This window comes from Gordonia rubripertincta (genome assembly GCF_038024875.1).
GTDB lineage: Bacteria > Actinomycetota > Actinomycetes > Mycobacteriales > Mycobacteriaceae > Gordonia > Gordonia rubripertincta.
In genome coordinates, this window is sequence record NZ_CP136136.1 from 1,663,519 (window position 1) to 1,684,083 (window position 20,565).

At 65.9% G+C, this 20,565-nt stretch carries 18 protein-coding genes; 5 read left to right on the plus strand and 13 right to left on the minus strand.

The window, feature by feature from the left end; genetic code table 11:
- Positions 1-18: 18 nt before the first annotated feature.
- Complete coding sequence (locus RVF83_RS07445; protein ID WP_005200580.1) at positions 19-939, plus strand: NADP-dependent oxidoreductase; 921 nt, start codon at positions 19-21, stop codon at positions 937-939.
- Here the strand turns inward: RVF83_RS07445 and RVF83_RS07450 are convergent.
- The gene (locus RVF83_RS07450; RefSeq protein ID WP_005200579.1) at positions 929-1,900 is read right to left on the minus strand and encodes a hypothetical protein; all 972 of its coding nucleotides are present in this window, start codon (positions 1,898-1,900) and stop codon (positions 929-931) included. The two genes, RVF83_RS07445 and RVF83_RS07450, sit on opposite strands and share 11 nt — an antisense overlap.
- 125 nt (positions 1,901-2,025) lie before the next feature.
- Here RVF83_RS07450 and RVF83_RS07455 point away from each other — a divergent pair, with 125 nt between their 5' ends.
- Positions 2,026-2,901: a hypothetical protein gene (locus RVF83_RS07455; protein WP_039881127.1), complete on the plus strand. Its 876-nt coding sequence runs from the start codon at positions 2,026-2,028 to the stop codon at positions 2,899-2,901.
- A 6-nt stretch (positions 2,902-2,907) separates the two neighbouring features.
- Here the strand turns inward: RVF83_RS07455 and RVF83_RS07460 are convergent, their stop codons facing one another.
- Complete coding sequence (locus tag RVF83_RS07460) at positions 2,908-3,630, minus strand: GNAT family N-acetyltransferase (RefSeq protein WP_005200577.1); 723 nt, start codon at positions 3,628-3,630, stop codon at positions 2,908-2,910.
- Positions 3,631-3,869: 239 nt separating this feature from the next.
- Here RVF83_RS07460 and RVF83_RS07465 point away from each other — a divergent pair, with 239 nt between their 5' ends.
- Entirely contained in the window at positions 3,870-4,583 is a 714-nt protein-coding gene (locus tag RVF83_RS07465) for a DUF1275 family protein (protein ID WP_005200576.1), read from the plus strand.
- A 153-nt stretch (positions 4,584-4,736) separates the two neighbouring features.
- On the opposite strand, the gene RVF83_RS07470 is transcribed toward RVF83_RS07465, so the two are convergent.
- Positions 4,737-5,255, minus strand: a complete 519-nt coding sequence (locus RVF83_RS07470; protein ID WP_005200575.1) for an OsmC family protein — start codon at positions 5,253-5,255, stop codon at positions 4,737-4,739.
- A gap of 396 nt (positions 5,256-5,651) precedes the next feature.
- Here RVF83_RS07470 and RVF83_RS07475 point away from each other — a divergent pair, with 396 nt between their 5' ends.
- On the plus strand, positions 5,652-7,307 hold the full coding sequence (locus RVF83_RS07475; RefSeq protein ID WP_005200574.1) for a nuclease-related domain-containing DEAD/DEAH box helicase: 1,656 nt from the start codon (positions 5,652-5,654) through the stop codon (positions 7,305-7,307).
- Between the two features lie 243 nt (positions 7,308-7,550).
- On the plus strand, positions 7,551-8,396 hold the full coding sequence (locus tag RVF83_RS07480; protein WP_005200573.1) for a DUF5995 family protein: 846 nt from the start codon (positions 7,551-7,553) through the stop codon (positions 8,394-8,396).
- Positions 8,397-8,457: 61 nt separating this feature from the next.
- On the opposite strand, the gene RVF83_RS07485 is transcribed toward RVF83_RS07480, so the two are convergent.
- The 10 genes from RVF83_RS07485 to nuoL all read right to left on the minus strand — a co-directional run bounded on the left by RVF83_RS07485 (position 8,458) and on the right by nuoL (position 20,563).
- On the minus strand, positions 8,458-8,682 hold the full coding sequence (locus tag RVF83_RS07485) for an amphi-Trp domain-containing protein (protein ID WP_005200571.1): 225 nt from the start codon (positions 8,680-8,682) through the stop codon (positions 8,458-8,460).
- Positions 8,683-8,730: 48 nt separating this feature from the next.
- Positions 8,731-10,503, minus strand: coding sequence for a penicillin-binding transpeptidase domain-containing protein (locus tag RVF83_RS07490; RefSeq protein WP_005200569.1), 1,773 nt, complete (start codon positions 10,501-10,503; stop codon positions 8,731-8,733).
- A gap of 100 nt (positions 10,504-10,603) precedes the next feature.
- Complete coding sequence (locus tag RVF83_RS07495) at positions 10,604-11,533, minus strand: serine hydrolase (RefSeq protein ID WP_005200562.1); 930 nt, start codon at positions 11,531-11,533, stop codon at positions 10,604-10,606.
- A complete protein-coding gene (locus RVF83_RS07500) occupies positions 11,530-12,411 on the minus strand; it encodes a LysR family transcriptional regulator (protein ID WP_005200556.1) in 882 nt (293 codons plus the stop codon). The genes RVF83_RS07495 and RVF83_RS07500 overlap by 4 nt, the downstream gene beginning before the upstream one ends.
- A gap of 158 nt (positions 12,412-12,569) precedes the next feature.
- Positions 12,570-13,166 carry a hypothetical protein gene (locus tag RVF83_RS07505; protein WP_005200554.1) on the minus strand — a complete coding sequence of 199 codons (597 nt, stop codon included), beginning with the start codon at positions 13,164-13,166 and terminating at the stop codon, positions 12,570-12,572.
- A gap of 1,039 nt (positions 13,167-14,205) precedes the next feature.
- On the minus strand, positions 14,206-14,709 hold the full coding sequence (locus RVF83_RS07510; RefSeq protein ID WP_005200552.1) for a hypothetical protein: 504 nt from the start codon (positions 14,707-14,709) through the stop codon (positions 14,206-14,208).
- Positions 14,706-14,954, minus strand: a complete 249-nt coding sequence (locus RVF83_RS07515; protein WP_005200551.1) for a hypothetical protein — start codon at positions 14,952-14,954, stop codon at positions 14,706-14,708. The genes RVF83_RS07510 and RVF83_RS07515 overlap by 4 nt, the downstream gene beginning before the upstream one ends.
- A 247-nt stretch (positions 14,955-15,201) precedes the next feature.
- Positions 15,202-17,019, minus strand: a complete 1,818-nt coding sequence (gene nuoN, locus RVF83_RS07520) for an NADH-quinone oxidoreductase subunit NuoN (protein ID WP_005200550.1) — start codon at positions 17,017-17,019, stop codon at positions 15,202-15,204.
- On the minus strand, positions 17,016-18,653 hold the full coding sequence (locus RVF83_RS07525) for an NADH-quinone oxidoreductase subunit M (protein WP_005200549.1): 1,638 nt from the start codon (positions 18,651-18,653) through the stop codon (positions 17,016-17,018). Before RVF83_RS07525 ends, nuoN begins: the two co-directional genes overlap by 4 nt.
- The gene (nuoL, locus tag RVF83_RS07530; RefSeq protein ID WP_005200548.1) at positions 18,650-20,563 is read right to left on the minus strand and encodes an NADH-quinone oxidoreductase subunit L; all 1,914 of its coding nucleotides are present in this window, start codon (positions 20,561-20,563) and stop codon (positions 18,650-18,652) included. Before nuoL ends, RVF83_RS07525 begins: the two co-directional genes overlap by 4 nt.
- Positions 20,564-20,565 lie beyond the last annotated feature (2 nt).

Sequence of the window (20,565 nt, forward strand, 5' to 3'; positions counted from 1 at the left end):
ACACAAGAAGGAGACGCCATGAGCACAAGTCGAGACACTTTCCGCGCCGCGGTCGTGACCACGCCGTCGGGACCCGACGCGATCGAGATCGTCGACGTCCCGGTGCGGCGACCCGCGGACGGCGAGGTGCGCGTCGCGGTCGCCGCCGCCTCGGTCAACCCGGTCGACCTCGCGGTGTCGTCCGGGTTCTTCCACTCGGTGGGGGTGATCAGCGGCGACACGCCCGTCGGGCTGGGTATGGACTTCGCGGGCACGGTCCTCGAGTCCGGCGTCGGCGTCGACCTCGCACCGGGTACCCGGGTCGCCGGGGTCCTGCCCGGCTTCGGCCATCCGACCGGCGCCTACGCGGAAGAGGTCGTGACTTCGGTCGATGCGGTGGCGGTCGTGCCGGAATCCCTGGACCTCGTCGCGGCGGCGACCGTGGCCATCAACGTCCTTGCCGCCGAGCAGATCCTCGACCTGCTCGGCGAACCCGGACCCGGCAGCGACCGACTACTCGTGACCGGCGCGGCCGGAGTGGTCGGTGGATACCTGCTGGTCCTGGCCCGGCATCGGGGGTGGGACGTCACGGGGCTCGCCCGCCCGGCCGACGAGGAGTTCGTCCGCGGCCTCGGCGCCGGCTTCCTCGACCGGCCGCAGGGCGGCTGGCCCGCGGTCGCCGACGCCGCCGCAATGCAGGAGGACGCCCTCGCGCTGGTGCGCGACGGCGGCCGGCTGGTCGGGGTGATGCCCGGTCGAGCGCCGGCCACCGAACGTGGGATCACCGTCGAGGTCGTCGACTCCCACGCCGACGGTCGGCTCGGAGACCTCTTGGAGCTCGCCGCAGCGGGTGACCTGCCGGTCCGAGTCGAGGGGACTTTGCCGCTCGACCGGGTTGCCGACGCTCAGAAGGCCGCGGCGAAACCGGGCGGGCGGGGTCGGTGGGTGATCACGCCGTGACGATGTGCGGTGCGGGCGGATCGAAGCTGGGGTTGTCGGGGAGAGGCGATTCGCCTTTCGAGTCCCCGATCTCCTTGACCGTCTTCAGGCCGGAGAGCTTCGAGTCGCCGCGCCGCGCGAGCGAGTCGTCGTACCACTCGAACCACGGGTACCCGTACTGCAGATACTCCTCGATGGTGGGAGGTGCGTGGTGCGGAGCCGCCCCGGTCAGTCCCTCCCAGTCGGCGCTGTTGACGATGCGCAGGACGGCCTCGCCGGTGGTGTCGGTGTCCCAGTTGGTGCGAGGTTCGACCGGCGTCGCGATCGACTGCGTGATCGATCCGCCTGCGCCCATGCCCATCCCGCCGGTGGCCCCGGGCGCTTCTGCGCACAGAACCATCATGCCGGGATCGGACAGACGGGTGGCCTCACGTCGTGCGGCGACCCGTTCGTCCCAAGTCGACGAGCGAAGCGGGGTGACCTGGATGCGGACTCTTCCGTCGTCGGCACCACTGAGCTGTTCTGCAGCGGTGTAGCCGCCGCCGAGTGGCATCGCTACGAACTGCCGGACGGTCTTGTCGTCCACTCGGAAGCCGTCGAGCCAGGGTTGCTCGGGGACCTCGAAATAGTCCTCGCCCTGGAAGTCGACGGCGTCGGAGAAGTCGTCGCCGGTGACCGCGTTGATGCCGCCGACGGAGATCCGGACGAGGAACGGGTAGTCCTCGGGCGAGTTGAAGCTGAACCAGGCGGCCTCGGCCTGCCACATGGGCAGGAGTACGTCAGAGTCGGCCCAGGTGCGAGGCCGGTGGGCAACGGTTCCCGCATTGATCAGGTAAAACGAGCCGATTCCGGGCGGCAGCCCGTAGGTGGTCTCGTCGTCGGGAACGCGGAGGGTGCGATGCACGCGGATGTGCAGTCGGGCGTCGGGGTGGACATCGGGAAAAGCGAATTCCAACTGGTTCCGGGTGACGGTGGGGGACATGTGCGGCCTCCGGCTGGTGCTGATGTGTGTCGCCGACGTTAGAGGTCGGGTCCGACAGTTCCCGGCGTCCGCAGACCTGCGTTCGAACCGGCGACGGGACCAGCGCGGAGTGGTTCACTGGAAGCATGATGTTCGTCGCGGTGGCCGTCTTCGTGGTGGTGGTTGCGGTGGCGCTCGTCCTGCTGATGTCCATGGCCATCGGTGCCTTCTCGGCGATGTTCAGCGAGATGAAGGCCGACTCCGTGCGACGGCGTGCCGGGCGCGGTGATTCGCCGATCTCGGTGGCGGACCCCGTCGCGTCGAACTCGAGCGACCCGCTCGGCGAGCTCGCCGACGACATGCGGTTGGCACAGGCCCGGCGATGGGCGTCGTGCCAGTCCGTGCAGAGCCGACTCCCCGACACGGCGAACGAGACTTCCGGATACATCGCCCGCGCTCTCGAGATCTGGGGTGGCGGTGACCTCGACCGGCTCAGAGGCGACCGCGTCGGACAGATCGTCTGGACGACGGCGATGGTCGCCGACAGCGTGGCCGGTCACCCGGCCTGGAAGCTGGATTTCTTCGACCGCCATGCGGTCCGCGTCGATCTCGACGGCGAGGTCACCTCCATCGCCACCGTCGCCGCCGGTCTACGTGACCAGCTCGACATCCTCGGTGATTCACCCAAGGGCCACCTCGGCGTCGATGACGAGGTGGTCGCCACCTTCACGGAGAAATCGCGGGTGCTGTCCGGGCGACTCGACGGCCTCGTCGCGCGCCTGGAGGCATTCGCCGACTACGAGCAGATCGTCGCCCGCATCCAGCAGCGTCAGGAGAAGCAGGCCTGGCTCGACAGGGTCAGTGCCATAGACGAATTCGAGCATGTCGTCGACGCCGAGTGGGACCGCGCCGAGAGCGACCGCGTCCGACACATGGCCGACGAATCGGAGGTCCTCGCCTCCATCTACCTGGATGAGATCGCACCACTGGCGAAGTCGCTCAAGCAGAGTGATGCGGCGTAGGGCTGGTCACGACGGGGCGATGACCACCTGGAACAGCACTTCCTTGCGGACCTGGAATCCCAAGTGCTCGTAGAGGCGGATCGCGTTCACGTTGGTCGCTTCCGCGTGCAGGACCGGGATGGCGCCCCGGTCCCGAATGCCCTGTGCAAGTGCGAGAACCAGCCGTGACGCGAGGCCCTCGCCGCGGTGACCGGGGTCGGTGCACACGGCGCTGATCTCGGTGTGTCCCGGGAGAGTGAGTCGTTCGCCGGCCATCGCGATCAGGCGGCCGTTGCGTCGAATCCCGAGGTAGGTGCCCATTTCGATGGTGCGCTTACGGAATGGCCCGGGACGGGTGCGGCGAACGAGGTCGGTCATCTCCGGGACGTCGTCGGCGGTCAGTCGAATAGCGGAGTCGTCGGGGCTCGCGGGCACCCCGGCGTCGACCATCTGCACCCCGGGCAGATGCATCTCGGACTGCCAGCCGGCGGGCGGCGTGTCGGCGACGACCGGAAGGAGGAGAGCACCTCCCGGACCGACCAATCGGGCGGCGTCGGCCCAGTCCTCCGCGGTCGGGTCGTCGGGGAGTGCGGCCATCGGGCAGACGTCGGGGTGATACCGCAGAGCCGTGCCGACTCTCTCGGCGAACTGCGCATGCGGACCGGACAGGGCGGCGTGGGCCGGATTGTCGAGCGGTGTGGAGCCGGAACGCTCTGTCCCGCCCGTGAACTCGTCGACGATTCCGGGCACACGACGACGATACCCGGTGGTGCTTTCCGTTCCGAGTTCGCGCGGGCCTGTCTCCTATCCGCTCAACAGGCTTGATGAGCGGGAAGGAGACACGCGGGCGGGAGGGAAACGCGCACGCGGGAATCGGCCTGCGCAGGACGCCTGGACGTTCTCGGCCTTACGATCGGGCGGTCAACAGCGCTGGTCACGACGTTCCGCGGAACGTCGCCGGCGGAGGTCAGGGCCAGAAGGAGCCGCGCGTGGCGACGAGTGAGCGTGCCCCCGACGTCGGCGTCGACCGTGAGGCGACGCGCCATGTCATCTTGATGCTCGTGCTGACGTTCGCGACCGGCGTGGTCGATGCGGGCGGATTCCTCGGCTTCGACACCGTGTTCCTTGGGAACATGACCGGCAACGTGCTGATTCTCGGAATGGGTGCGGCCGGCGCCGACGGACTGCCGGTCCTCGCGCTGTCCCTGGCACTGGTCGCGTTCATCGTCGGCGCCGGAGTCGCGAGCCTGTTCCTACGTTCCGGGCGTCGTGGATGGAGTCCGCGGTTGACCGTGGTGCTTGCGGTGTCGGCGTCGCTGGTCGCCGGTACCGCGGTCCTCGTCTGGCTGCAACCGACCGAGCACATAGCGGCGATGTTCGCGATCGGGATGACGGCGGGCGCAATGGGCATGCAGGCCGCCGCGGCGCGCACCATCGGTGTCGCGGACGTGACCACCGTCGTCGTCACGTCGACGATCGCCGCCTGGGCGATCGACATGTTCTCCCGCCCCAGCCGGGCCACGATCCTGAACCGTCGGCTCGCGGCGATCGTCACGATCCTGGTGGGCGCCCTGGTCGGTGCGCTGCTGGTGAAAGTCGCACTGTGGTCGGTCTTCGCGGTGGCCGCGGTCGTCAGCTTCGTCGTGGTGGTGTGCGGGCATGTGCTTGCGGCGGCGGGCGGTGGTTCGGATGCGCTCGGTTGATCACTCATTGCGTCTTGTCGCGGGAAACGGCACAAGACGCAACGTGATCTGACGGCCTCGCAAAGAAAACGGTCGGCGAACACGCAGAAGCGCGCTCGCCGACCGCCTTTCAGGTCCCGGCCGAACGGTCGCCGAGCCCGAGGCCGCGGGAAACTAGCTCAGGACGATGTCGACCGGCACCGCGCTGCCGAGGGTGTGGCCGACGGGAGAGCTGGCCTGGACCTTCGCGTGCAGTTCGTCCAGCTTCTCGCGCGGGGCGTCGGAGTCGATGGTGACGTTCGCGGTGACCGAGCTGAAGCCGGCATGGCCTTCGGCGAGTCCGAGGAAGACGCGAAGATCGAGGTCACCCTTGAGGTCGATGCGGAGGTCCTTGAGTTCGATGCCTGCCACAGTCGCGTTGGCGGCGTAACCGACAGCGAGGCAGTTGCCGAGCGCACCCAGGAGCTGCTCGACCGGGTTTGGTGCCGTGTCCCCACCGCCCAGGGCTGCCGGCTCGTCGGACCCGATCGGCGAGAAGTTCCGGACGCGGGCCTCGGACGCGAACGCGCCGTTCCACTGGACGTGTGCCGCCCAGGTCGTCTGGGCCTTGGAGTTGTCGGCCTGGATGGCTTCGACGAGCTGACCGACGGCTGCGATGTCGACGTCGTTGAGGCGGGTGGCGGTGTCGGTCATGGTGCTCCTTCGCGAAGATTCTCGATCTCCGGCGAAGCTATCCGGCGGCGACGCCGCGATCACCAGTCAGCGTCATCCTGAGCCGAAGTCTTGGCGACGGTACGCAACCGGAGCATCATGACCGGCCCGGCCGGTCAGCAGTTGTTCGGTTCGCCGATCTTCACGGCCGAGCGAACAGCCTCGCGCTCCCCGAACGATTGGGCGCGTAGGGGCACCCGCGCCTACCTATGCGTTCAGTTGGTTCGAATGAAGGAATCGAGATCTGACTGCCGGTTACGCGGCGGGCACGTCGCAACCGCGCGGTAGCCTGCGGCAAGGCCGGCTACCGACGACACGAGGTTGACCAGTGACTACGGACGACACCCCTGGTGGGGGCTTGGGAAGAATGATCCCGCCATGCCGAGCGTGATCCCCGAGAACCCGCGGTTCGCGGCGGCGAGCGAGCAAGTCGTCTTCAACGCGCTGGACGAGCAGCTCCTGGACGAGGATTTGCTCGTCGTAGGGCAGCGGGTCACCGACCACTCGAAGGATCACGAGATCGACTTCGTCGTCGCGATCGAGGGCGCCGGGGTCGTGTGTGTCGAGGTCAAGGGTGGCGAGGTGTGGCACGACGGCGAGTCGTGGTGGCAGGAGCGCATCGGGCAGGCTCCGAAGCGGATCGACCCGGTCGCACAGGTCAGGGACGGCTGCTACTCGCTGCGTGATTTCGTCGAGCATGACCCCCGGTGGACGCAGGGGCGGGTGCGATGGGATCACGTGGTGGTGTTCCCGCACTCGGAGGTGGATTCCACCTTTGCACTTCCCGAGTGCCCGCGATGGAAGGTCGTCGACCGCACCCAACTCCACCAGCTCATGCCCCTGATCCGGAACGTTCTGCTGAAGAAGGACGTCGAGGTTCCCGGGATCGATGCCGAGGGGATCGGTCGACTTCGACTCGCGCTGAGCGGCAGGGGTTTACCGCAACGAGATGTTGTCGCCCGTGCTCTGGAGAACGAGAGCGTCGCCGACACGCTCACCTCCCACCAGGCGGTGATACTCCGTGCGATCCATCAGCTCAATCGCGTCGAGGTGCGTGGCGGTGCCGGCAGCGGGAAGACATTCCTTGCCGTCGAACAGGCACGACGACTCGCGAAGGACGGGCAGAGGGTTGCCCTCGTCTGTTACTCGCATGGGCTGGCGTCTTTTCTCCGGCGACTCACCGCCACGTGGAAACACAAGGAACGACCCGCGTATGTCGGCGAGTTCCACGAACTGGGCATCGAATGGGGTGCGCCCACCGGCCCCGACGAACAGGAACGAACCCAAGCAGCGCAGGACTTCTGGGAACACACGTTGCCGCAACTGATGTACGAACTCGCACAGGAGCTTCCGCCGGGGAAGCGCTTCGACTCGATCGTCGTCGACGAGGCGCAGGACTTCGCCGACGACTGGTGGAAACCGATGCTCGCGTGCCTGCGTGACACCGAGTCCGGCGGCATCTACGTGTTCAGCGACGAGGCGCAACGTGTCTTCGCCCGGCAAGGATCGCCGCCGGTGGACCTGGTGCCGCTGGTCCTCGACCACAATCTGCGTAACACCAAACAGATCGCCGAGACCTTCAAACCGCTTGTGGGACAGCGAATGCAGTTACACGGCGGTGATGGTCCGGCGGTGACCTTCGTGCCGTGCACGGCAGCAGAGGCGGTCGACGTCGCCGACGACCAGATCGACCCGTTGCTCGACAAGGGATGGCGTCCCGAGGACATCGCGCTGCTGACCACCGGGAGTCGCCACGCCGAACAGAAGGCACGCCAGGCCGAGGGCACCAAGGAGTACTGGGCGTCGTTCTGGGATGGCGAGCAGGTCTTCTACGGTCACGTCCTCGGGTTCAAGGGGCTGGAACGGCGCGTCGTGGTGCTGGCGCTCAACGAGACGAAGGCGTGGGACCGGTCTCGCGAACGCCTCTACGTCGGATTGTCGCGGGCCCGTGATGAGTTGGTGGTCTGCGGTGATCCCGAGTTCGTGCGGGAGGTCGGCGGACCCCAGGTCGCCCGACAACTCGGCATCGCCTAACCGACCCGTACAGACGATGGCAGCGGTGAACGACGGCCTTCGACAAGGCAAACAGAAGCCGCCGACCAGGACGTTTGCCCTAGTTTGGCACGAGATCGCGCGCCCTATGGGACTTTGGCCCCGAGGATAAGTGGACTTATGGCGTGTGGGTGCCGGGACGTAGTTACCTAAGGCGAGAAGATTTGAGTCCACCGCCTTCACAACCGTTTGGTTCGGTTGAGAAGCTCCTTACGCTCCGTCGGCATGAATGCCAGACGCGCCCTCTGTGCGGGCCTCGCAGCAGTCGCTGTCCTCGTCGGTGGTGCCGGCGTACTGACCCCAGCGGCCAATGCTGCTCCCGCGAGCCGCTGTGCCCCCGCCTCGACCCCTGAGACGAAGCAGCGGCTCTCGGAACTGACTGATCCGTCCGAGATCAAGACCTTTGACGATGCACGCTCCACGATCAGCGACCTGCGTAGTGAGCTCAGCAAGGCGAACAACTATCTCGGCACGTTCCCGATCGCCTTCGACAACATCCTCGAGCTCGTCGGACCCAGCATCGAGTCCGGAATCTACGAGGACCCGGAGTGGGCTTCGGATCTCGCGGTGGAGGTCGTCCGCCTCTACGTCGGGAACCTCCACGAGTACGTCATCGGCGGCAAGCCGCAGGCGCATTGGGCGCAGGCGTTCGCTCTGACCACCGCGTGCGACCGCAGCCCGGGACGGGTCCTGCTCGGGCAGATCTTCGCCCATCTCCTCGTCGACTTCCCGTACGCGCTGGAGAACATCGACACGACCGTCGGCCACACCCGGGACTTCTACACCTTCGGCGGGGCGCTGGTCGACGCCACGCCGGCAATCGTCAAGGACGTCAAGAGCACCTACGGTGTCGACCTCGGGCCGCTCTTCACCGCATGGTTCGTCGGCGACCTGATCGGCGACAGCCAGGCCACGACGCTCCTCTTCCAGTCGACCCGGACCGCTGCACTCGTCAACAGTTTCGGCTTGCAGAACCCGGCAACCCGCGGCGTGACCGTGGCCGAGATCAATGCTCTGTTCCAGACGTCGAACGTCGCGCTCGACGTGATGGAGAAGCTCGGCCAGATCTGACCATGAACGCGGGCCGGTGACATCCCGTCACCGGCCCGCATGTTGGTTCCTACAGGTCCGACTACCAGGAGATCTCGATCTCGATCTCGGATTCGTCCTCGCCGCGCTCGAATTCGACCTTCAGCTTCACCTGCGTCGGGATGTCGATACGCACGGTCTTGTTGTTCTCGACGTACGACACCTCGTTGTGTCGGGCGATCGCATCGGCAAGGTCGTGAAGCCGTTGCGCAGCTTCCTCGCGAGTCAGCGTGGTCTTGGTCTCGTGCTCGAACAGTTCATCGCTCATGCGTTCATCTGAGCCCATCGTGATGGGCTGGTCAAGGAAGAAGCCGGACTAGTTGCTCAGCGGCCGCAGGAACTCGCCGCTGACCTGAACTGCGGGCGCCGACGATCCGCCGCCGACGACCAGCGTCGCGAAGGCGAGGTCGCCGACGATGCCGGCAAACCAGCCGTGCGGGTTCTTGTTGTCGCCGTACTCAGCCGTCCCGGTCTTGCCGCCCAGGCCAGGGATGTCCTGCAGCGCGGCGGCGGTTCCGCGGGTGACGGTGTCGCGCATCATGCTTCGCAGCGCGCGCACCACATCGTCGGGAATCGGCCGGGGTTCGGTGTCGCCGGTGGTTCCTCGTCCCTCGATGAGCGTCGGGGTGACGGTCTCACCTCGCGCGAGACTCGCCTCGGCCAGTGCCAGGCCGAACGGGCTGACGGTGACCGTGCCCTGGCCGATGCCGTTCTCGACGCGCAGGGCGGGGGTGTCGGCGTTCGGTACGGAACCGGTCACGGTGGTCAGGCCCGGAACGGTGTAGTCGGCGCCGATGCCGAACCGGCGGGCCATCGAGGTCAACGCGTCGGCGGGGAGCTTGTTCGCGAGCGCACCCATGGAGGTGTTGCAGGAGCGCGAGAAAGCCGTTGGTAGAGGGACGGTTCCGAGATCGAATTCGTCCTCGTTGGGGATCGTCCTCCCCTCGATCGTCGTCCGTCCCGGACACGGGACCTGCGATGTCGGCTGCACCCCGCCGGATGCCAGGGCTGCGGCGGTGGTGATGGTCTTGAAGGTCGAGCCCGGCGGATACAACCCGGTCAGGGAGACTGCGCCGGAGCGGTCCGCGGCGTCGTTCTGGGCGACGGCGACGATTCCACCGGTCGAGGGGGTGATCGCGACGATCATCGCGGGGCGTCGTTCCCGGTCGACGGCCCGCTGCGCCTGGGCCTGGATGTCGCGATCGAGCGAGGTGCGGACCGGAGACGTCTCGCCAGGTTGAGCTGAGTCAACGAGATGCGTTGGTGCGCCCTCCTTGTCGACGATTTGGATCGACCAGCCGGCCGTGGCGTCGATCGCGCTTCGCCAGATGTCCTCGAGGCCGGCCATCGCGGGGGAGTGGAGAGCTTTGGTGGCACTGAGGAGCGCGCCCTGCTCGGTGGTCGTGATGCCGGCGATCGACCTGATGCTGCGCTGGACACGTTCGAGATCGCTGTCGCGCAACCTGATCACGGTCTGGCTCGGGGCTTTGTTGCCGTCGAACAGTTTTCGGATGGTTGCCGTGGTGATCGACGGTTCGATCGGCCGGAGCGCGCGCGCCAGTTGACCGGCCGACACGAGCTGTGCCCGTTCGAGATCGATCAGCGTCACGGCTTGCCATGTCATCAGCGGGCGGGCGTTGGTGTCGAGTACGGGGGTGCGGTAGGCGCGGTCGTCGCTGTAGGAGAAGGATTGTCCGTCGCGGAGCTGCCGGTGCATCACGGAGGGCTGCCACCGCACACGCCAGCCCGAATCGGTCTCGGTGAGGACGACCGACGTCTGATAGGCGGTGTTCCCGTTCCGGATCTGCCACTGGTGGTCGAGAGTCCCGGTGACCTTCTTGTCATCGACGAGGTCGGGGGTGACCGACAGCTTCGGGGTGGAGCCCATGCCCTCGAAGATCGACTTGATGGTGGTGCGCGCGGCGGCCGGGTTGTCGGTGAGTCCGGCGGCCGCGTCGACGTCACCCCGTTGGAGTGCCTCCGCGAACGACCGCAGGGTGTCCTCCGGCGAGTCCTTCGTGAGAAAACACCCCGACAACGTGCCGACCAGAACCGCGAGAACGCTCAGGATCACCAACCATCGACGCATGTGGTCAGACAACCGACCGGAGTGCCCCGATGCAAAGTCACAACGCGCGATCAAGCGATAGCGAACCAGTATCGGCCCAGATCACACCGGATGAACGGCGTCATTCCCGAGGAATGCGGAGCTCCGTCACGACGGTCCGGGCCAGCTCGCCGATCGCGCGATCGACTTGCGGCAATGCAGGCTCCGACCGTGCACTCCTGGTGAAGACCGCAACGGCCACCGGGAGCTCGCCGGGGAACTCGACGACGCCGACCTCGTTGCGGATCGCGACCAGAGTGCCCGTCTTGCCCGCGACCGTGACCCGTCGGAACGGAAAGCCCGACGCCAGTCGGGAGGTGAAGACCTGACGACGCATGGTGTCCCTGATGAACGCGCACATCTCGGCCGACGCCGCGCGGTCGGTCCACACGGCGGACAGGAGCGTCGAGCAGTCCCGAGGCGTGGACGAACTCGTATAGGCGGCGTCGTAGGCGCTCACCGTGGTGTCGCAGTCCGGGTCGGCGAGTGCGGCGAAAGCCTCTGCCACCGTGCTCGTTCCGGTCTCGCGCTGGAGTCTTTCGTGCAGTTCTGCGACCCCTCCGACGATGCGCGTGCTCGTGGCACCGAGGCCGATGAGGTCCTCTCGGACGCGGTCGAGCCCGATCTCGTCGAGGAGGACGTCGGCGGCCACGTTGTCGGAGACGGTCATCATCGAGGTGGCGAGATCGCGTCGGCTCAGGGTGATCGGGTCGCGCAACGCGGCCAGGCCCGTCGGTCCCTGCGCCCACCGGGTGGGATCGACGGTCACCGGCGAGGTCAGGTCGATCTCTCCGCGATCTGCGCTGCGGCACAACGAGATCAGGACAGCGAGCTTGTAGACCGATGCGAGAACCACCGGTGCGTCGGCGTCGTAGGAGTAGCTGATCTGGGGCGAGCCGATCGTCGTCGCATGAAGCCAGCCGGAACAGCCGGCGTCGGCGAGGATCTCGGCGACGTTGCGGTCGATCCGATCTCTCACGTGGGCAGGCAGCTCACCCGGGCCGACGGTCACCCGGTCGCCTTGCTGATCTTCCACAGTGCGGCCGTCGCCACGTCGGCCACCTCGCCGAGCGCAGACTCCCGGTAGACGACGCGGAGTCGCAGTGCTGTTGCGTCACGCCCGATGGGCAGGCAGCTAATGGAGTCCAGCGATGCGAGGCGTTGCGCGTCGGCCGTCAGACCGAAGGCTCCGCTGCCGGCGACGGCGGCCACCAGGTGTTCGGACGACGAGCTGGGCAGAATGCGTGGATCGAGCCCGGATTCGCGGAGGCGGTCGATCAGCTGATCATGTGCGGGTGGATTCGCCGCGCGCGATGGGTGGCAGAGGTCGAGTCCGGCCAGTTGTCGCAACCGCGGACGCACCGTGGTGGTCACCGGATGGTTTGCGGGTACGACCACGTGGCGACGAAACACAACGATCGGACCGGTGGCGAGAGTGCCAGTGACACAGGGAGCGTCGACGATCGCGAGGTCGAGCGTGCCCGCGGATACCTGCTCGACCAGACTCACCGCAGTTGCACTCAGCATCTCCTGGCCGGAGGACACGTCACCGAGACGTTGTGCGACTGCCGCAATCGCCACGGCACCGGCGAGAGGCACTGCACCCCAACGCAGCACCTCGGATCCGTGGTGAAGGTGTCGGGCTTCACCGAGGAACCGCGCTGCGTCGTCGATGAGAAGACGTGCGCGGGGCAGCAGGTCGCGGCCCGCGTCGGTGAGTTCGGCGCCGCGGGAGGTACGTCGGATCAGCTGGACCCCGAGCTCCTTCTCCAGGCGTCTCAGCCCCTGAGACACCGGTGGCTGCGTCATCTCCAGCCGAGCAGCCGCGTCCCCGAAGTGGCCTTCCTCGGCGACGGCGACGAAGAACCGCAGGTGCCTGACGAGATCCACGGGTTCCAGGATGGCACGGCGCCTTCGGCCGGCCTCGCAAACCCGCCACGGATGGGCGAATCTCTATCAGTGGCGAGCTGACCGTGAAACGGGCTTCTCAGACGGGCGACGGGTCCTTCTGCATTCGACCCGTCCGGGGGCCGGAGTGCTTGCGCCACTCAGTCCGGCTGGAGGGACCGCAGTTCGGCTTCAAGATTGCATCGAGCACGCAACTCCCAGTTTTCGTATCCGAACGTGGTGTTGAGGATCCGTTCGAGGGCCAGGAAGTGCTCGAGTACCCGTGTCCGTCCAGCGCGGTAGACGCTGTCTTCGAATCTGGAATACTCATGTCTTACGTCGGCGCAGTATCTGGAGTATCGCGACGAATCGCTCGCCAGTATCGACAGGTCGGCGTCGCACAGAGCTGACGCGTTCAGGTCGGTCAGAGCAACGTTGTGACTGGCAGTCACACGAACCAGACGTGCGACTTCGGTCGCGCATGACCTACCCGCCAACATCGTCTCAGCTAGAACAGCAGATTGTTCCTCGTTGTCAGGAGCGCCGACATCGTAGATCGCATCGTGGAACCAGGCTGCAAGAGTTACGGCTTCGTGGTCGAAACTGGCACCTGCAGAACGGAACTCGTCCAGCGCGGTCAGCACGGTGCGCAGATGGTTGAGATCATGATATTTGCGGTGTGGTTCGCGCCATCTGGAGAGGAGTTGCTCTCGTTCGGCCTCGGTGAGATAGGGAGTCTGCGTAATGCCGTCACGCATGGAACTCCCCCTTGGGGAGTCGGGGTCGTGCCGTCGCCGGCCAGCCTTGAGGGGGCGTCGTTATCGTCCAGTTGTCTGGCACTCGGCTGAAGTCCATCCAACGGCCGTGGCCGAGGTACAGGGAGTAGGCCTCCTCATCAGGAAAGTTTCCCATTCGAATGTAAATGGTGAACCCAACAGCATCGCCAACGTACCAGGAGCGGTCCTGAGGGTCGGCCACAAAATCGATTCGCGTGGACAATGCTTGCTCAAGATCGACAACGGAGGATGCTCGACTAACCAATTTAAACTCCTTAGTCGTCAATTCGAGCTGAACTGACCGCATCGATGAGGGCGGTCCAGGTGGAAACATCCTCGGAACTCGTGGTTCCAGTGCACTGCAGAAGACATGCAACATTCGCGCGCTGGTATAGCTCGTATTTGCTGACTGCATACAACCACTGTCCGGCTGGATCGCGGAAACTCCCGGCTTGGATGCTGGCGCCCTGTGTTCGTGATGTGATCGGATACCGGTCTGCGCGTTGTTCGGTCCAATCGGGGAGTGATCGCGCCTCTACGAAAGCATGGTCGAACAAGTCATTGACATCAACCGTCGAATCGACGATGAACCTGGTCAAGACGACGGCCACATTGTCTCTGAAGGCGGTTTCCGTTCCTTGATATGCGGAGAACAAGGCAAAAAATCCCAATTTGAAGCCCGAGGGGTCGGGCCGGAACCTGGCAGGGTCGACGTCGAGGCGAACGTCTCCGGCGATAGTGCGTGGATCTACTACGCGGGCGTGGGAGACTGCCATCCGGTGAAGGCGCTCGTAAATGGACCACTCGTTACTCAATCGAACAAACCGCCAATCTCCTTACCGAAACTGGCTCTTCCGGAACGACGGTGCGTAGAACCCGTTCTACGCACCGTCGTTCCGGAAGAGCCCGTAATAGTTGCGTGTCTCCGCGTCGGTCAATGATGCATCGGGGTAGTTGGGTAGGCCAAGAGAGGCGATACCGAACACGCCGGCGTATGTTCCATCGAAGGCGCTGGGCGGAATCAGCTCGGGTTCAGTTCGCCATCCGCGGCTCTGATTGCTGCCGCCAAATCGTCGTCAGCAGCTTCTGCGTTGATCAGGAGTTGATTGACGCGGAGTTGGAGGGCAATACGATTGCCTTCCCTTTTCTCCATTTCCTCCTTCGATGCAACCGTCTGGAGAGTCGATCTGACGGTTCCGTCGTCGTCGATGGCAAAGTGATCCAGGAATGCATCGGCACGTATCTTTGCAAGCGCTTCTTTGATGGCCTCGATCTTCTGTGCTGCTGCGCGAGCCGCATTGGCGATAGCCGAGACCTGGTTGCCATGGACGTCGAAATCGACTCGCGTGCGTCCTACTGATCGCTTGGCGGCGGCCGCTGCATCTCCGTCCCACGTAGAGAAGGTGTCGAGATTCTTGAGGTTGGCAGACTGGGTGCTGCAGTGATCGGCCTGGTCTGCGCAGACGCTGAAGACAGCCTCGATGTCTGCGACACTCCAGCGGTCGATGTCGGATATGGAGATCACAGGTTCAGTGGGCGGTGCCCGTCGCCTTCGTCATTGATGCGAGGCGAGAAGGCTTCTCGAGTATTCAGCACTGTGGCGGCTTCTGCGTCTTGCGCATCGTAGGTGTTGGCGGCCGAGACGAACCCCGCCCCATGCTGGCCGAGTCGCGCCGTAACGGACTGAGCAGAAGCTTGCAGGGTCTCAAGCTTCTCAGCGAGTGCTTTGGCTGAGGCGCCGACCCAGCCGGTTTCGGCTGCCTCGGCCACCTGCCGAAAACCTCCCTCGAATGTGCCCGCTGACTCGACGTGCCAACCACCCAGTTGGTGGCCTCCATACCTCAACTCGACAAGATCAACCGATACTTTGTCGCTCACACTTCCCCCGAAGTCGATTAGTCATTACAGATCCAAGCCCGAAGCCTAGTAGGCGGCCGCAGTGGAGACGGATCCACGGGGACTCGCTGTGGATACGATGCGCAACCGGAGGCACCGGCGACACCGACTGGCGTGAGGGTCAGCGCAGGAACGTCGCGGCCGCGTCGGCGAGGTCGAGGAGCGGTTGCGGGAAGATGCCGAGAACGACGGTGGCCAGCGTGCAGATCGCGATGCCCGTGGTGGTGAGGATGCTCGGCTTCACGACGTGCGGTGCGTCGTGGGAAGGGACGTCGTCGAAGAACATGGCGACGATGATGCGGATGTAGACGTAGGCGGCGATCGCGCTGCTGATGACGCCGATGACCACCAGGACTCCGCCGCCGTTGCCGGCGACTGCGGCGAAGACGTCGAACTTGGCGATGAACCCGCTTGTCAGCGGGATGCCCGCGAACGACAGCAGATAGACCGCGAACATGGCGCCGACCAAGGGGTACCGACGGCCGAGACCCGACCACTGGGTGAGGTCGGTGGCCTCGCGGCCGGACAGGTGCGGGTTGCGAACCGTCGCCGTGGTGCCGTGGATCGCGGCCGTGCGTGCCGATGTGCTGGTACCCGAAGTTGTCGTGTCCGAAGCTGTCGTGTCCGAAGGTGCTGTGTCACAGTCGGGTTCGCGGATCACTGCCACCATGGCGAAGGCGCCGAGCGTCGTGAAAGCGTAGGCCGCCAGGTAGAAGAGCGTTGCGCCGAGACCCGCGTCGTCGAAGGCGATCAGGCCGAGCAGGATGAAACCGGCGTGCGCGATCGACGAGTAGGCGAGCATCCGCTTCACGTCGCTCTGCGTCACGGCCATCACCGACGCGATGACCATCGACGCGATCGCGACCGCCCACAGTGCAGGCTCCCACTGGTCGCGCAGCGCACCGAAACCGACGTAGAAGACGCGGAGCAACGCACCGAACGCGGCAACCTTGGTGGCCGACGCCATGAACGCGGTGACCGGGGTCGGGGCGCCCTGGTAGACGTCGGGAATCCACGAATGGAACGGCACCGCACCGACTTTGAACAACAGCCCGACCGCCAGCATGGCGAGCCCGATCAGCGCCAGCGTGGTGTCCCCGCCGGTCCCGGCGACATCGGTGAGCGACGCCCCGATCGTCGACAGGTTCAGTGAGCCGGTCGCTCCGTAGACGAAGGCCGCGCCGAACAGGAAGAAGGCCGACGAGAAGGCGCCCAGCAGGAAGTACTTGAGCGATGCCTCCTGCGAGATGAGCCGCCGACGCCGCGCCAGTCCGCACAACAGGTAGAGGGGCAGCGAGAAGACTTCCAGTGCAATGAACATGGTGAGCAGATCGCCGCAGGCGGGGAACAGCATCATGCCGCCGACCGCGAGCAGGGCGAGCGGGAACACCTCGGTCGTCACGGCCCCGGCGCGGGTCGCCTCGAATTCGGCGTCGGTGTTGGGCACCGACGCGCCGGACGGTGTGAACATGTCCGCGTCGACGCCGCCGCCGTTGAGACCTGCTCTGCCGGACTGATCGTCGTTGACCCCGGCCCCGGCCAGGGTGCGCATGGTGACCGGTGCGACGACCCGCTCGAGTCGCCGTTCGGCCATGAACCCGACCGCGATGATCGCGATGATCAGCAGGAGTCCCTGCAGATACAGGGTCGGACGGTCCATCACAACGGCACCCGACATCGCGAACTGGCCGTTCGCGCCGTCCGCCGTCTGTGCGGCCGTGACGGTGGCCAGAGCGGCGAGGGCGACGACGAGCCCGCCCAGCGAAAGCCCCAGTTGCAGCGAGTACCTCGATCTACGCGGGGCGAAGGCCTCGACCAGGACCCCGATGACACCCGCGCCGAACACGATCAGCATGGGTGACAGCGCGGCGTATTCGACGCTCGGGGTTTCGATCGCGGCCAGCGGTGTCGTACTCAGAGCAACCAGAGACGTGGTCATCGGTGAGCCTCCGCATCGGTGGTCGCGCCGGCGGGCCGGTCATGGGCGGGGTCCGCGACAGCGGGTTCGGGATCGGTGACCCCGACCGTGGTCAGGGTGCTCTGCACGGCCGGATCGATCAGGTCGATCATCGGCTTCGGATACACACCCAGGGCGATGAGCAGAGCGAGCAGCGGGACGACGACGGCCAGTTCGCGGCCGGCGAGGTCGCGAATCGGCGACGACCGCTCTTCGACGGGTTCTGCCGGCCCGCCCATCATCCGCTGGTAGGTCCACAGGATGTAGATGGCGGAGAGCACCAGTGCCGAACACGCGAGGACCGCTGCGATCGGGTAGCGAGTGAAGGTGCCGATGAGGACCAGGAACTCGCTGATGAACGGTGCGAGTCCGGGTAGCGACAGGGTCGCGAGACCCGCGACCAGGAAGGTCCCGGCGAGGACCGGGGCGACCTTCTGGACTCCGCCGTAGTCGGCGATCAGGCGACTGCCCCGCCGCGACACCAGGAACCCGGCGATGAGGAACAGTGCGGCCGTGGAGAGTCCGTGGTTGACCATGTACAGCGCCGAACCGGTCTGGCCCTGATCGGTCATCACGAAGATTCCCAGGATGATGAACCCGAAGTGGGATATCGACGTGTACGCGATCAGACGCATGACGTCGGTCTGGCCGATGGCCAGGATCGCGCCGTAGATGATGCTGACGACCGCGAGACCGCAGATCAACGGTGCGAAGTACTGGCTGGCGTCCGGGAACAGCTGCAGGCAGAACCGCAGCATCGCGAAGGTCCCGACCTTGTCGATGACGGCCATCATCAGCACTGCCGACGTCGGGGTGGCGGCGACCGCGGCATCGGGAAGCCATGAGTGCAGCGGCCACAGCGGGGCTTTGACCGCGAACGCGAACATGAAACCGAGGAACAGCAGTTTCGCGAGGCCGGTGGTGTCGTCGATCTGTCCGCTCGACACCGCGGCCACGACGTCGCCGAGCGCGAACGTCCCACCGCCGTCTGCGCCGACCCCGTTCTGCGCGGTCACCACGTACAGGCCGATCACCGCGGCGAGCAGCAGCAGACCGCCGAACAGGTTGTACAGCAGGAACTTCACCGCCGCACCGGAGCGATTGGGCCCGGTGCCGAAGCCGCCGATGAGGAAGTACATCGGGATGAGCATGGCCTCGAAGATGATGTAGAAGAGCAGGATGTCCAGGGCGACGAAACTCATCAGCACCATCGCCTCGGTCGCGAGGAACAGTGCGAGATAGATGTGCGGGCCCTTCTGTGCCCGTCCACCGGAGTGATCCAGCGAACCGTCGGAGTCGGCGTCGTGCCAGCCGGCGAGCAACAGCAACGGCAGGAGGGCAGCGGTCAGCAGAATGAGGATCAGCCCGATTCCGTCGAGTCCCAGTGCGTATCGGGTTCCCAGTGCCGGAATCCAGCTCACGTCCTCGGTGAACTGATAGCGGTCACCGGCCGGATCGAAACCGATCGCGAGACCGACGGCCAGGACGAGGACCCCGACGGTGATCGCGAAGGCGAACCACCGGGCCGCCGCGGGACGGTTCGCGGGGACGGCCAGAACGAGTGCCGCGCCCACCGCGGGCGCCAGCCAGAGGATCGTCAACCAGGGGATGTTCACAGCACGTTCACCGCCATCACGAGTGCGACGATCAGGGTCGTCCCGGCGAACATCGACAACGCGTAGGAACGTACATAGCCGTTCTGCCACCCACGTATTCGACGGGACGTGCGGGTCACGGTCTCGCCGACCCCGCTCGTCAGGCCGTCGACGCCGTCGGACTCCACCGCGACGAGCCCGGCGGTGAACCGTTGTCCTGGACGCATGAGCAGTTCTTCGTTGATCGCATCGCCGTACAGATCACGCCGTGCCGCGAGGGTCAGCACCGACACGTCGTCCGGCGCGACGACGGGCACCGGTCGGGTCGCGTACTGCCGGTACGCGATCGCGACGCCGACCGCGACGACGACGAGGATGATGGCGGTCATCGCCCACACCGGGATCAGGTGGTGCGCGGTGTATTCGCCGACCACCGGTTCGAGCCAATGCTCGAGCGATCCGCCGATCGCGAGCAGACCGCCGGAGGCCACCGAACCCAGTGCGATCAGGACCATCGGCCCGGTCATCACCCGCGGGGACTCGTGCGGATGCGGCGCGGGGGCGTCGGTGCCGTCGTGCCAGCGCTTCTCGCCGAAGAAGGTCAGCAGCATCACGCGGGTCATGTAGAAGGCGGTGATGCCCGCGCCGAGAAGTGCTGCACCACCGAGGATCAGCCCCTTGGCGCCGCCTGCGCCGAAGGCTGCCTCGATGATGTGGTCCTTCGAGTAGAAACCCGCAAAGGGTGGGACGCCGATGATCGCGAGGTAGCCGACCCCGAACGTCACGAAGGTGACGGGCATGAGTTTGCGGAGCCCACCGTACCGTCGCATGTCGGTCTCGTCGTTCATCCCGTGCATCACCGAACCGGCGCCGAGGAACAGACCGGCCTTGAAGAAGCCGTGGGTGAGGAGGTGCAGAATCGCGAATGCGTAACCGGCCGGTCCCAGTCCGGCGGCGAGCACCATGTATCCGATCTGGCTCATCGTCGACGCCGCGAGCGCCTTCTTGATGTCGTCCTTCGCGCAGCCGATGATCGCGCCGAACAGCAGCGTCACGGCACCGACGACCACGACCCCGACCTGCGCGGTGGGGGCGAGGTCGAAGATGGGACCCGACCGCACGATGAGGTACACCCCGGCGGTCACCATGGTCGCCGCGTGGATCAGCGCGGACACCGGTGTGGGGCCTTCCATGGCGTCGCCGAGCCACGATTGCAGCGGCACCTGTGCCGACTTGCCGCAGGCGGCGAGCAGGAGCACGAAACCCAGTGCGGTGAGGGTGCCTTCGCCGGCCTGCGGCGCACCGTCGAAGACCGCGGTGAACGCCACCGACCCGAAGGTCGCGAACATGATCATCAGAGCGACGGCGAGCCCGATGTCGCCGACGCGGTTGACCACGAAAGCCTTCTTCGCGGCGGTCGCCGCGGACGGCTTGTACTGCCAGAAGCCGATCAGCAGATACGACGCGAGGCCCACGCCCTCCCAGCCGAGATACAGGCCGAGGTAGTTGTCGGCGAGGACGAGGACGAGCATCGCCGCGAGAAACAGGTTGAGGTAGCCGAAGAACCGTCGACGGTCGGGGTCGTCGGCCATGTAACCGATCGAGTAGATGTGGATCAGCGACCCGACGCCGGTGATCAGCAGGACGAAGCACATCGACAACTGGTCGAGGCGGAAACCGAAGTCCACCTGCAGTTCTCCGACCGGAACCCAACTGAACAGGGTATCGGTGACGCCTCGGTCATCGGCGGCACGGGACACCATTCCGGCGAACATCACCAGCCCGACCACGAACGATGCGATCGCCGCGGCGGTACCGAGGAGATGGCCCCAGCGGTCGGTCGTCCGGCCACCGAAAAGGAGGATCACCGCACCGGCGAGCGGGAGCGCGGGGACCAACCAGAGCAGTGACGCGGTCAGTTCGGCGTTCACCA